This window comes from Flavobacterium crassostreae (assembly GCF_001831475.1).
In the GTDB taxonomy this organism is placed as follows: domain Bacteria; phylum Bacteroidota; class Bacteroidia; order Flavobacteriales; family Flavobacteriaceae; genus Flavobacterium; species Flavobacterium crassostreae.
This window is the reverse complement of the sequence record NZ_CP017688.1, coordinates 1,383,926-1,396,200: the sequence shown is the minus strand read 5'-3', so window position 1 is coordinate 1,396,200 and position 12,275 is coordinate 1,383,926. Positions and strand designations below refer to the sequence as shown.

General features: G+C 37.0%; 13 protein-coding genes. 7 read left to right on the top strand and 6 right to left on the bottom strand.

Features of this window, described 5'->3' with window-relative positions:
• Positions 1-72 precede the first annotated feature (72 nt).
• Positions 73-345 (bottom strand): hypothetical protein, encoded by a 273-nt coding sequence (locus LB076_RS13840; RefSeq protein ID WP_157776671.1) that lies wholly within the window; start codon positions 343-345, stop codon positions 73-75.
• A gap of 19 nt (positions 346-364) precedes the next feature.
• Between LB076_RS13840 and LB076_RS13835 the strand changes: the two genes are divergently transcribed.
• The gene (locus tag LB076_RS13835) at positions 365-574 is read left to right on the top strand and encodes a hypothetical protein (protein WP_157776670.1); all 210 of its coding nucleotides are present in this window, start codon (positions 365-367) and stop codon (positions 572-574) included.
• Between the two features lie 92 nt (positions 575-666).
• Here LB076_RS13835 and yajC read toward each other — a convergent pair whose 3' ends face one another.
• The 3 genes from yajC to LB076_RS06265 form a co-directional block, all read right to left on the bottom strand.
• Positions 667-939: a preprotein translocase subunit YajC gene (yajC, locus tag LB076_RS06275; protein ID WP_070786701.1), complete on the bottom strand. Its 273-nt coding sequence runs from the start codon at positions 937-939 to the stop codon at positions 667-669.
• 30 nt (positions 940-969) lie between these two features.
• Positions 970-1,881 (bottom strand): transcription antitermination factor NusB, encoded by a 912-nt coding sequence (gene nusB / locus LB076_RS06270; protein WP_070786809.1) that lies wholly within the window; start codon positions 1,879-1,881, stop codon positions 970-972.
• 203 nt (positions 1,882-2,084) lie between these two features.
• Positions 2,085-3,191, bottom strand: a complete 1,107-nt coding sequence (locus LB076_RS06265) for a Glu/Leu/Phe/Val family dehydrogenase (RefSeq protein WP_070786700.1) — start codon at positions 3,189-3,191, stop codon at positions 2,085-2,087.
• 203 nt (positions 3,192-3,394) lie between these two features.
• Here LB076_RS06265 and LB076_RS06260 point away from each other — a divergent pair, with 203 nt between their 5' ends.
• The 5 genes from LB076_RS06260 to LB076_RS06240 all read left to right on the top strand — a co-directional run bounded on the left by LB076_RS06260 (position 3,395) and on the right by LB076_RS06240 (position 10,166).
• The gene (locus tag LB076_RS06260) at positions 3,395-5,155 is read left to right on the top strand and encodes an ABC transporter ATP-binding protein (RefSeq protein WP_070786699.1); all 1,761 of its coding nucleotides are present in this window, start codon (positions 3,395-3,397) and stop codon (positions 5,153-5,155) included.
• Positions 5,156-5,226: 71 nt separating this feature from the next.
• Positions 5,227-5,610, top strand: coding sequence for a PUR family DNA/RNA-binding protein (locus LB076_RS06255; RefSeq protein ID WP_070786698.1), 384 nt, complete (start codon positions 5,227-5,229; stop codon positions 5,608-5,610).
• Positions 5,611-5,714: 104 nt separating this feature from the next.
• Positions 5,715-6,620, top strand: a complete 906-nt coding sequence (locus LB076_RS06250) for a mechanosensitive ion channel family protein (RefSeq protein ID WP_070786697.1) — start codon at positions 5,715-5,717, stop codon at positions 6,618-6,620.
• A gap of 198 nt (positions 6,621-6,818) precedes the next feature.
• On the top strand, positions 6,819-9,332 hold the full coding sequence (locus LB076_RS06245; protein WP_070786696.1) for a cation-translocating P-type ATPase: 2,514 nt from the start codon (positions 6,819-6,821) through the stop codon (positions 9,330-9,332).
• A gap of 12 nt (positions 9,333-9,344) precedes the next feature.
• On the top strand, positions 9,345-10,166 hold the full coding sequence (locus LB076_RS06240; RefSeq protein ID WP_070786695.1) for a sulfurtransferase: 822 nt from the start codon (positions 9,345-9,347) through the stop codon (positions 10,164-10,166).
• Positions 10,167-10,192: 26 nt separating this feature from the next.
• Here LB076_RS06240 and LB076_RS06235 read toward each other — a convergent pair whose 3' ends face one another.
• Positions 10,193-10,534 (bottom strand): tRNA-binding protein, encoded by a 342-nt coding sequence (locus LB076_RS06235; RefSeq protein WP_070786694.1) that lies wholly within the window; start codon positions 10,532-10,534, stop codon positions 10,193-10,195.
• A 107-nt stretch (positions 10,535-10,641) separates the two neighbouring features.
• On the opposite strand from LB076_RS06235, the gene LB076_RS06230 reads away from it, so the two are divergent.
• Positions 10,642-11,199, top strand: coding sequence for a thioredoxin family protein (locus tag LB076_RS06230; protein ID WP_070786693.1), 558 nt, complete (start codon positions 10,642-10,644; stop codon positions 11,197-11,199).
• A 70-nt stretch (positions 11,200-11,269) separates the two neighbouring features.
• On the opposite strand, the gene LB076_RS06225 is transcribed toward LB076_RS06230, so the two are convergent.
• Positions 11,270-12,202 carry a peptidylprolyl isomerase gene (locus LB076_RS06225; RefSeq protein WP_070786692.1) on the bottom strand — a complete coding sequence of 311 codons (933 nt, stop codon included), beginning with the start codon at positions 12,200-12,202 and terminating at the stop codon, positions 11,270-11,272.
• Positions 12,203-12,275 lie beyond the last annotated feature (73 nt).

Genomic DNA, 12,275 nt, shown 5'->3' with positions numbered 1-12,275 from the left:
TTTGTAAATCAAGCCCAAAATAAAACACTAAAAAGCTTAACATTGGCGTATGTACTTATTAGTTATCTTTGCTTAACTTTTATTTAACCTTAAATTAACACACAAAGCAACTGCAATGATAGATAAAAAAGAAGAGGCTATAGATCCCTCTGAAAAAACAGAGCAAATCAAGCCAGCTGAAACTCCTAAGCCAAGAGCCAGCAGACCAACACAACCAAAACCAGAAATTACGGAGCCTACACCAGAAGTAGTTACGGAAATAAAAATAGAAAGCCCTGCTTTAGAAGCAGTTACAGAAATTGAAACTCCAGAGAGAGAAACAACTATTAAAAAAGAAAAAAACAAGCAAAAAAACAAATTAAAAATGAAAGAAAAAGACAAGAAAAAAGCCAAAGCAAAAAAAGCAGACGCAAAAGAAAAGGCAAAACAAAAAGCAAAAGCGAAAGCTAAAAAAGCAAAAAAGGCAAAAAAAGATAAAGCGAAAAAAGCGAAAGCAAAAGCCAAAAGCAAAGCTAAGAAAGTAAATGCTAAAGCCAAAAAGAACAAGAAAAACAAAAAAAATAAAAAGAAATAACCCTATTTCTTGATTATAAAAAAAGTCCCAATCTGATTTGATTTCAGATTTGGGACTTTTTTATGGGTACTCCTAAAAAAGGAAGTTTGCTGTTATTTTTTTGCTAAACTTGCGCTCATTTCCATAGAAATTGCCGAACGTTCCATTTTTAATTTTCCAGCCATGGTTTCTATAACCACACTAGTATCTGCAAGCTCTGCAATTTTGCCATGAAGACCACTTTTTGTGATAATTTTGTCTCCCACTTTCAAAGCGCTTTCAAATTCTTTTTCTTGTTTGGCTCTTTTTTGTTGTGGTCTAATCATAAAGAAATAGATCACTACAAACATTAACAAAAAGGGTGCAAATTGACTTAACTGTTCCATAGTTTTTAATTATTTAGTATTTAGTATTAATTACATCAAACCACGTCCGGTTTTAAGCATTTTTTTATTGGATTCTAATTCTTTAACTAAATTATCCAAAATTCCGTTGATAAAAATACTGCTTTTTGGGGTAGAATACTCCTTTGCCAGCTCTAAATATTCGTTTAGAGTTACTTTTACAGGAATGGAAGGAAATTTCAAAAATTCGCAAATAGCCATTTTTAAAATAATGGTATCAATCTCTGCAATTCGATCACTGTCCCAATTAGGGGTTTTGTCCGCAAACTCTTTGCCTAGTTCGGATTCATTTAAAATTGTTTTTCGGAACAAATCTTTAACAAAGGCTTTGTCATCACTGTCTTTATAGACCTTAGGAACCGCAAAATCATCGTCCATTATTGGCTGGAAGGCTTTTAACTGTTTTAGGATTTGTGTATTTACTAAAGGAATATCATCAATCCAGGTTAGTTTATCGTCTTCTAAAAACTCATACAGCTTTTCGTTGGGAGCAATTACTTCGGCAAACAGATCCACAATAAGTTGTCTGTCTTCTTCAAAAGAAGTAGTTGACTTGGCCATGTATTGCGTATAAAAAGAACTGGCTTTTATTGCATTTAACAACAACGAAATGTAGTCTTCATGAAGGGTCCAGGCATCAATTTTTCTGGTTTCTAGAGCAATGCTTAACGAATTGTTTTCGGCAAGAATTTGAAAAATACTATTCTTGATAAATTTTTCGTTAGGCTTGCGTTCTTCGGGAGTTGCAAGATGCTTTAGACTTGATTTGTGTAAAAACTCTGCCTCTTTTTTACAGATTTCTAGTAAGGAAGAAATCATGGTAAGGTATAAATCTTGAATATTATCGATACTGTAAAAAAGAAATTTTTCTTCTTTCTCTAAGTTATCCGAACCGTTTTGATGCATCGCATAAATGGATTGCATTACTTTAACGCGAATGTGTCTTCTATTTACCACCTTGTAAGAACTTTTAATTAAATTAGGGTGCAAAACTAAGTATTTCCTTTTTTATAATAAAATATATATTTGCTTATTTTAAAAAAGTAATCCGTGTGGCTTTTTTTTAAGTAGGTTTGCTAGTCCTAAAAAATGCAACACGGAGTTACGGCAAGGCTGGGTCTAACGATTTATTTTTTGCTGTTGGCTATTTTTCTTTCGTCAATACGGTTTTGTGCAATTCTTAAGGCTGCATGATGGGGTGTGATACCATTTGCAGTGGCATAATTCAAGATCTCTAATGTGGTATCGTAAATGTTTTGGGTTTTGCTAGTAATTTCTGCTTTACCATAATGGGCTAGTTCTGCATAAACATTAATTATTCCTCCGGCATTAATTAAAAAATCTGGAGCGTATAGAATGCCTCTTTCTTGCAGAATGGCTCCATGAATGTTTTCGTTTGCCAATTGGTTGTTGGCAGCTCCTGCAATTACTTTTGCTTGTATTTTGTGCACTGTAGCATCGTTGATGGTGGCTCCCATGGCACAGGGTGCATAAATATCTACATCTGCGGTGTAGAGATCTTCTCCGGTATATATACTAGCTTGGTATTTTTGACTTACTTGAGCTAGTTTTTCGTGGTTGATATCTGCCAAAAAAACCACCGCACCTTCTTTGGTTAAATACTCTACTAAGGTTTCGCCTACATGCCCTACTCCTTGTACTAGTATTTTTTTTCCGGCAAGGGAGTCGGATCCAAATTGGTATTTTGCAGCTGCTTTCATACCCATATAAACCCCAAGAGCAGTTACGGGAGAAGGGTTTCCGGATCCACCTCTTTCTTCGGATATGCCGGTAACATAAGGCGTTACGTCTCGTACTAGATCCATATCTTTGGTTTCCATTCCTACGTCTTCGGCGGTGATATAACGACCGCTTAATCCGTGCACAAATTCTCCAAACTTACGCATCAATTCGGGCGTTTTTTTTGTTTTGGCGTCGCCCATAATTACGGCTTTACCGCCACCAATATTTAATCCGGTAATAGCAGCCTTGTATGTCATGCCTCGTGACAAACGCAATACATCGTTTAAAGCTTCCCATTCATTGGCGTAATCAAACATGCGGGTTCCTCCTAAGGCAGGGCCCATAACTGAATTATGAATACCAATAATTGCTTTTAAACCTGTATCTTTGTCGTTGCAAAATACAATTTGTTCGTGATCATCAAAGGATAGTTGTCCAAAAACAGGATCCCTTTTTTGAAGTTCCTTTCCGGTTGTGAAACCTGCTTCCATACTAATAATTTTAATAGTGATATAATTGTGAATTTATCAAAAAGATACGTCAAATTTACACAAAATTTACATATCTAGTATTTATTTTGCGTAATTTGATGTTTTTCGTAAAAAAAATAAAACACTTTTATAGAATATAATTTTATTTTTAACAATCATTCTGTCCAAAACAAGTCTTTTTTAACAAAGAATATTATAAAAAAATGAAAGAATTAAGTTATTTAAACAAATACTTTATAAAATACAAATACCGTTTTTTGTTAGGCATTCTATTTACCGTAATTGCGCAAATATTTATGCTTTTTACCCCAAAATTAATTAGCCAATCCTTTAAGGCTATTGAGGTTTTTTCTAAAGATAAAACAGCGGCTTCAGGGTGGATTAAAGATGCACTGGTATCCAATGTTTTATTGATTATTGCCACTACAATTATTGCTGGTTTTTTGACTTTCTTGATGCGACAAACCCTAATAGTAATGTCCCGATATATTGAATTTGATTTAAAAAACGAAGTTTTTAGACAGTATGAAAATTTGAGTCAAAATTTTTATAAACAAAATCGTACTGGAGATCTAATGAATCGCATTAGCGAAGATGTCTCTAAAGTGCGTATGTATGTAGGTCCGGCGGTTATGTACAGCATCAATACGATCATTCGTTTTGCAATTGTTATTATTTATATGTACAATGTTTCGCCCCGTTTGACGGCATACACCTTACTGCCTTTGCCGTTATTATCTTTTGGAATTTTTAAGCTAAGCACCGAGATCAATAAACGGAGCACTATATTCCAACAATACCTCTCTAAAGTTTCTAGTTTCTCCCAGGAGATTTTTTCAGGGATTCGGGTCATCAAAGCTTATTCGTTAGAAAAAAAGCACCAAGACACTATGGCTAATCTGGCTATTGAGAGCAAAAACAAGAGTTTAAATCTAGCCAAAATGCAATCTCTTTTTGGGCCATTGATGCTGGCTTTGATTGGGATTAGTAATTTAGTGGTTATTTATTTTGGTGGTTTGATGTATATGGATGGCACCATCAAAAGCATTGGTACCATTGCCGAATTTATACTTTATGTCAACATGCTCACCTGGCCAGTGGCTTCTTTGGGATGGGTTTCTTCAATGGTGCAAGAGGCTGAGGCTTCTCAAAAACGTCTGAATGAATTTTTAAAAATAGAACCCGAGATACAAAACAACAACCCAAACCAATCCCTTATTGCGGGTGCCATTGCTTTTGAAAACGTAAGCTATACCTACAAAGATACCAATATCCAAGCCCTAAAAAACATTTCTTTTACGGTAAACAAAGGCGAAACACTCGCTATTTTAGGAAAAACCGGCTCTGGAAAATCAACCATTCTGTCCTTAATATCCCGTTTGTATGACGTGAGTAGCGGTACGATCCTAATTGACCAAAAAGCCATAAATACCTTAAATTTGTATGATTTAAGAAACAGTATCGGGATAGTACCACAAGACGCTTTTCTTTTTTCGGATTCTATAAAAAATAACATCAAATTTGGTAAAGAAAATGCAACAGACCAAGAGGTGGTGGCTGCTGCCAAAAATGCAGTGGTACACGATAACATAATGGGGTTTCAAAAACAATACGACACCATATTGGGCGAGAGAGGTATTACTCTTTCGGGAGGACAAAAACAACGGGTCTCTATAGCTAGAGCACTAATCAAAAACCCTCCTATTTTGCTTCTGGATGATTGCCTCTCTGCCGTAGATACCGAAACAGAAGAAAGCATCTTAAACCACTTATTTGAGGTTTGCAAAAACAAAACAACCGTAATTGTAAGCCATCGTATATCTTCGGCAAAAAACGCCGACAAAATAATCATTCTCGAAGACGGCAAAATAATCCAACAAGGAACTCATAATCAATTACTAAATCAAGAAGGCTATTATGCCTCCTTATATTTAAAACAACTTTCCGAAAAAGAATTGCTTTAATTGTTGTTTAATAGATAATTTTTTAGGATTTTTGATTACTATTTAACAACCATTAATTGAGAGAACGGATTATGAGAGAAAATGACATGTTAGAAAAAGAAGAAATTTTTTCTAAAGTTTTACGTGCTGGAAGAAGAACCTATTTCTTTGATGTAAGAGCAACAAAAGCGGACGACTACTACATTACGATTACGGAAAGCAAAAAATTTACAGAAGAAGACGGCTCTTTCCATTTCAAGAAACACAAAATTTACCTCTACAAAGAAGATTTTGCTGCTTTTTCTGAAATGTTGCAGGATTTAACCACGTATGTTTTAAACCACAAAGGCGAAGAGGTAATCTCTGAGAGACATCAAAAAGATTTTAAAAAAGAATACCATACTGAAAAAGTAGCTTTGGAAGAACCAGTACCTAACCTTTCTAGTTTTACAGACATAAGCTTTGACGACATTTAATTATAAATTAAATTCAATTTCTATTTTTATTAAAGCCAAAAGTCCCAAAAATCTCCTGATTTTTAGGGCTTTTTGCATATAATAGCATTCTAAATTTTTATTCCATGAAAAACTTTTTTGAAAAATATCTCGAAAAATATGGCGCCCTACTACTCGATTGGTTTTTAACCAATGGAATTAAGGTTATCTTTATTATAATAGCTGCACTAATACTCAACAAAATAGGGATTGGGTTTATCCAAAAAGCAGTCAAAATTGCCGTAAGACCAGACAAAAACGCCTCTCCAGAGGCAGAAGAAAAAAGAGAAGAAACCCTAATCCAAATATTTACAACTACTTCCAAAATAGCTATACTACTAGTTACTAGCTTAATGGTGCTGCAAGAATTTGGGATCGAAATTGCTCCTATATTAGCCGCTGCGGGTATCGTGGGGCTTGCATTTGGTTTTGGAGGCCAGTACCTCATCCGAGACATTATTAGTGGTTTGTTTATCATTCTAGAAAACCAATACCGCATAGGAGACATCGTTAGTTTTGACAATGCCAGCGGAACCGTTCAAGACATTAGTCTAAGAAAAACAACTTTGCGGGATCTAGACGGAACAGTACACCACATCCCTCACGGAGAGATTAAAAAAGTATCCAACCTCTCTAAAGATTTCTCTCGTATAAATATCGATATGGGAGTAAGCTACAATACCAATTTAGAACACGTAATCCGTGTCATAAATCAGGTAGGAAACACCCTGGCCGAGGATGCTTTGTGGAAAGAAACTATTATAGCTGCGCCCCAATTTTTACGCGTAAATGACTTTGCCGATTCGGCCATCATGCTAAAAATATTAGGCGAAACCCTACCCAGTAAACAGTGGGAAGTAGCCGGAGAATTACGCAAGAGACTCAAAGTTGCCTTTGATGAAGAAGGCATTGAAATTCCGTTTCCACAAATAGTACTCCATCACCTAAGAGAAAATACAACAGAACTTGAAAAAGACCCATCCACTATTTAATTATTACTTAAAACAACTTTTAAACCGGCAAAATAGCTGGATTTTTGGCGGTTAATTTTTACTTTTATATCCGTTCTGTGCTTTGCATTTAAAACAACCCTTCTTCCGTTTAAAATAACTATAAGTTATCTTAGTGCTCTCTAGTTTTTGTAGCTACGTGCTTATCTTTATAACTTCCAAATCCATCACCCTACTATTATGCCCAAAGAAATTAATATCCCACAGAACATCCAAGGCCTAACCGATAGCCAAGTTTTGGCCTCAAGAGCACGTTATGGCAGCAACGAACAGTCCCATAAGAAAACGTACAAATGGTGGGTTAGCCTTTTAGAAATGCTCCAAGAACCCATGCTACTTTTATTGATTGCAGTAGCAATAATCTATTTTGTTTTGGGTCAAAATAACGAAGCCTACTTTATGCTTGCGGCAATTGTTGCAGTATCTGGAATTTCTTTTTTCCAAGACAATAGGAGCCGTAAAGCACTAGAAGCATTAGAAAAACTCAACGAACCCTTAAGCACTGTTTTAAGAAACGGGGTTGTAGTACCAATTCCTACCCGAGAAATTGTAGTTACCGATATTGTAATTGCCGAAGAAGGCAATACCATTAATGCCGATGGAGAAATTATACATAGCAATGATTTTTCGGTGAATGAATCTTCATTAACCGGCGAAGCCTATTCGGTTTTTAAATCCGAAAAAACCGAAATAAAAACTGTTTACAGCGGTACCTTAGTTGCATCGGGACTAGCAGTATATCGAGTAACCAAAATTGGCAATGCCACCGAGATAGGAAAATTAGGCACATCGTTATTAAATATCCAAGAACAACCTACACCATTGCAACTACAAATAGAAAAATTTGTAAAAGCAATGGCTATTGTCGGAATTGTAATTTTTATACTCGTTTGGGGCGTTTATTTCTGGAAAACAAGAGACCTTTTAACCAGTTTATTAAAAGGATTAACTCTTGCCATGTCTATTCTTCCAGAAGAAATTCCGGTAGCTTTTACCACCTTTATGGCATTGGGCTCTTGGCGATTAATGAAAGAAGGAGTTATTGTCAAAAAAATAAGAACCGTAGAAACACTAGGAAGCGCAACCGTTATCTGTACCGACAAAACGGGCACCCTGACCCAAAACAAAATGAGCTTGCAGTCGGTTTATGCTTTTAGTACCGGAGAATTGTACGAAAAACAAAACTGGAACAAGCCCGAAGCACAAGCTGTGATTACCACCGCAATGTGGGCGAGTGAGCCAGTGCCTTTTGACCCTATGGAAATTACCCTACACCACGAATATCAAAAAACAACTAGAGAGGATCTCCGAAGAGACTTTAGCATGTTTCATGAATATCCCTTAGAAGGAAAACCGCCCATGATGACGCATGTTTTCCAAAATTTGGCAGGAAAACGGATTATTGCTGCCAAGGGTAGTGCCGAGACTATCCTTAAAGTATGCGGTCTAAATGCACTCCAAAAGAGCCAGATTAACCAAACTATGGATGCTTTAGCCGCCAAAGGATACCGCATTCTTGCTGTGGCACAATCTGCATACTCCAAAGATAATTTTCCGGATAACCAACAACAATTGCCCTTTGATTTTATAGGTTTAGTCGTTTTTTATGACCCTCCAAAAGAAAACATCACCCAAGTGATCCAGCAATTTTACGATGCCGGAATTCAGGTCAAAGTAATCACAGGAGACAATAGCGCCACCACCAAAGCTATTGCTACAATGGCTGGTATTAAAAAATCCGATACCATTCTAGAAGGCCAAACAATTATGGCCATGAACGAAACCGAAAAATTAAAAGCCATACACAACAGCACCCTAATGACCCGAATGTTTCCTGAAGCAAAATTATCTGTGGTAAACATGCTCAAAAAAGACCATCAAATAGTTGCCATGGTAGGAGATGGCGTAAATGATGGGCCAGCACTTAAAGCCTCTCACATTGGAATTGCTATGGGAAAAAAAGGAACTGAAATTGCCAAAACCGCTGCAGATTTAATATTAGTAACGGATGATTTATCCAAAATGATTGTAGCAGTTGCAGCCGGTAGAAGGATTTATACCAATCTTAAAAAAGCCATCCAATATATTGTTTCGATACACATCCCTATTATTCTAACGGTATCGCTGCCATTATTTCTGGGTTGGATTTATCCAGATATTTTTACTCCAGTACATGTAATCTTTTTAGAGTTGGTTATGGGTCCCATGTGTTCTATTGTTTACGAAAACGAACCTGCCGAAAAGAACAGTATGCTTCAGATGCCACGCCAGCTGGGTAGTACTTTTTTATCCCTAAAAGAAATGCTCCTTAGTATCGTTCAAGGAATTACCATCACAGTTGGAATTCTATTTGTGTACCAATGGACAGTCCAAAATGGAGGATCTGAGAATCTTACCAGAACAATGGTATTTACTACCTTAGTTTTTTCTAATATTATTTTATCTTTAGTTAATCGTTCGTTTTATTATTCGGTATTTACTTCGTTAAAAAACAAAAACAACATGATGGTATTTGTCAACGGCATCACCTTAGTTATGCTAGGCATAATTGTGTACCTTGCTCCTGTTGCTCGTTTTTTTGAGGTAGTGCCCTTGACTGTTTTAGAGCTTTTAATTTGTGTTGCCGTGAGTAGCGTTTGCGTACTTTGGATTGAAATCTGGAAGGCATACAAACGCAGCAAAACAATTCTTTAAAGCAAATAAATCATGAAAAACACTATCGTATCAATACACTGGCTTAAAGAAAACTATCTTGATAAAGACCTAATTATACTTGATGCAAGCCAACAAGTAAACCAAACAAAAGTTATTACTGAACTTCTAGACATTCAAATTAAAGGCGCTCGCTTTTTTGATATAAAAAATGATTTTAGCGAAATTACAAATCCACTTCCTAATACACTTCCTAGCCCAGAAGCTTTCGCAAAAGCAGCGCGAAAACTAGGAATTAATTCCACTAGTAAAATTGTAATCTACGATAAGCTCGGCATTTATTCTAGTCCCAGAGCGTGGTGGCTTTTTCAAATTATGGGCCATCAAAACGTCTGGGTTCTTAATGGCGGACTTCCCGCTTGGACGAAAGAAAATCTTCCGGTAGAGAAAATAGTAAAAAACGATTATGAAATTGGTGATTTTGAATCCAATTTTAACTCAGAAATGGTAAAAAGTAAGGAGCAAATACTAAATAACATTGACTCAAAAACAGCTCTATTAATTGATGCGCGTTCTAGTGATCGTTTTTATGGCGAAACAGAAGAGCCAAGAGCTGGATTGCGCAGCGGACATATTCCGGGAGCATTAAACATTCCATACACTGAGTTATTAGAAAACGGCATTTTTTTATCGAAAGAAAAACTCGCTGCCGTGCTGCCAGATCAAGAAAAACCGTTACTCTTTAGTTGTGGCTCTGGAGTAACAGCCTGTATTAATTATCTTGCTTATGAAATAATTGGAAACACCAATTCTAAAGCCATTTACGACGGCTCGTGGACAGAATGGGGACAAAAAAAGAATCACAAAAGTAATTAGCCTACATTGATAAATAAAAAACGAATTTATCCAATACGCAAACCGTTTTCAATTTTAACATCGGGAGCTAATAACACCACGTCTCCTTGGGAGCCTACAGCTCCTAGAACCAAACATTCGCTCCTAAACTTTCCTATTTGCTTTTTAGGAAAATTTACAACAGCTACAATTTGACGTTTTTCTAAATCTTCTTTGCTATAACGTTTGGTGATTTGCGCCGAGGTTTTTAGAATTCCGATTGTGGGTCCAAAATCAATGGTCAGCTGGTAGGCGGGTTTTCTGGCTTCTGGAAAATCTTGAACCCTTAGAATGGTGCCAACGCACATTTGGATTTTTTGAAATTCTTGCCAAGTTAAATTATTTTCCATTGTTAATGGGTTTGTTATACTGTTTTTATAAATCAAAAATAATCTTTTCGGGCCAATAACGCTTCTTTTTTTAGTAACTTTCAGGCTAACTTAATCTGCAACCTACCATGTCTAAAACGTACTCTACTATGCTTGCTCTTGGAACAAAAGCGCCTGACTTTTACTTAAAGGATACCAACTCTGACTCGGATTTCTTTTCGTATGCAGATTTAAAAGGAGAAAAAGCAACCTTAGTGGTTTTTATTTGCAATCATTGTCCGTACGTAATACATGTTGTGGACGAGATTGTGATGATTGCCAACGATTATCGCATTCAGGGGCTAGGTATTTTGGCTATTTCTAGCAACGATGTGCAGGCATATCCGCAGGATGCTCCACAACGGATGACGGAGTTTGCTTTTGAGAATAATTTTGAGTTTCCGTATCTATACGATCCAACTCAAGAGGTAGCTCGTGCATACCAAGCGGCTTGCACTCCGGATTTTTATTTGTTTGATAATCAAGATAAACTGGTATACCGTGGACAATTGGACGGGAGTCGTCCTGGCAACGGCATTCCTTTGAGTGGTAGTGATCTGCGCGGGGCTATTGACGGAATATTTTATAACCGAACCATTAATCCGGATCAAAAACCAAGTATGGGTTGTGGTATTAAATGGAAATAGAACAAAAAAACCAAAGCTTTCGCTTTGGTTTTAGGAGGCGGTAACTGCCTATGTAAAAAGGGGCGTTGTTTTATTTAACGTCCATTAGTTCTACGTCAAAAATTAGTGTTGCGTTTGGTGGTATGGCACCACCTGCTCCACGGGATCCGTAACCTAAATCCGAAGGAATCACAAAACGGGCTTTGTCTCCTACTTTTAGTAAAGCAATACCTTCGTCCCATCCTTCAATTACTTGTCCTTGCCCTAATTTGAATTCAATTGGTTTTTTTCTTGGGTATGAGGAATCAAAAACTTTTCCGTTTTCTAAAGATCCTTCATAATGAACTGCAACGGTTTTTCCAGCAACGGCTTGTTTGCCTTCACCTCTTTGGATAAATTGGTACCGTAGTCCGCTTTCTGTTTTTTCAAAGCCTGCAGCTAGTTTTTCCATGGCAGCTTCGGCTTCGGCCTTTAATGCGGCATCTCTTTTGTTACGTGCTCCTTTGAAGGTAATAAAGGCTTCTATTGCGTTCCAGTTTTGTGCCTCTTCGCCTACTCTAAGAATCTCTAGGGTGTCTAGACTGTCTCCTTGCGCTACGGCGTCTACTACGTCTTGTCCTTCTACTACTTGTCCAAAAACGGTGTGTTTGCCGTCTAACCAAGAGGTTGGAACGTGTGTGATGTAAAATTGGGAGCCGTTGGTGCCTGGTCCTGCGTTTGCCATTGCTAGTACGCCTGGTTTGTCATGCTTTAGACTTGGGTGGAATTCGTCGTCAAATTTGTAGCCTGCATCTCCTGTTCCGGTACCTTGTGGGCAACCGCCTTGGATCATAAAATCTGGAATTACTCTATGGAATTTTAATCCATCGTAGTATTTGGTGCCTTGTGGTTTTACTTTGTTTTCCATGTTTCCTTCTGCAAGTGCTACAAAGTTCCCTACGGTTCCTGGGGTTAATTCATGCTCTAGTTTTACTAAAATAGCACCTTTGGCGGTGTTAAATTTTGCGTATATTCCGTTTTCCATTTTTGTGTTTTTATATTGATGCACAAATTTACAAATTAATTTTTATCCCTTTGTGTTTTTTGGGGCTTTCCGC

Coding starts and splice junctions, on each gene's coding strand:
- LB076_RS13835 (WP_157776670.1), top strand. CDS start 365: ATGAAAGAAAAAGACAAGAAAAAAGCCAAAGCAAAAAAAGCAGACGCA.
- yajC (WP_070786701.1), bottom strand. CDS start 939: ATGGAACAGTTAAGTCAATTTGCACCCTTTTTGTTAATGTTTGTAGTG.
- nusB (WP_070786809.1), bottom strand. CDS start 1,881: ATGCAATCCATTTATGCGATGCATCAAAACGGTTCGGATAACTTAGAG.
- LB076_RS06265 (WP_070786700.1), bottom strand. CDS start 3,191: ATGGAAGCAGGTTTCACAACCGGAAAGGAACTTCAAAAAAGGGATCCT.
- LB076_RS06260 (WP_070786699.1), top strand. CDS start 3,395: ATGAAAGAATTAAGTTATTTAAACAAATACTTTATAAAATACAAATAC.
- LB076_RS06255 (WP_070786698.1), top strand. CDS start 5,227: ATGAGAGAAAATGACATGTTAGAAAAAGAAGAAATTTTTTCTAAAGTT.
- LB076_RS06250 (WP_070786697.1), top strand. CDS start 5,715: ATGAAAAACTTTTTTGAAAAATATCTCGAAAAATATGGCGCCCTACTA.
- LB076_RS06245 (WP_070786696.1), top strand. CDS start 6,819: ATGCCCAAAGAAATTAATATCCCACAGAACATCCAAGGCCTAACCGAT.
- LB076_RS06240 (WP_070786695.1), top strand. CDS start 9,345: ATGAAAAACACTATCGTATCAATACACTGGCTTAAAGAAAACTATCTT.
- LB076_RS06235 (WP_070786694.1), bottom strand. CDS start 10,534: ATGGAAAATAATTTAACTTGGCAAGAATTTCAAAAAATCCAAATGTGC.
- LB076_RS06230 (WP_070786693.1), top strand. CDS start 10,642: ATGTCTAAAACGTACTCTACTATGCTTGCTCTTGGAACAAAAGCGCCT.
- LB076_RS06225 (WP_070786692.1), bottom strand. CDS start 12,202: ATGGAAAACGGAATATACGCAAAATTTAACACCGCCAAAGGTGCTATT.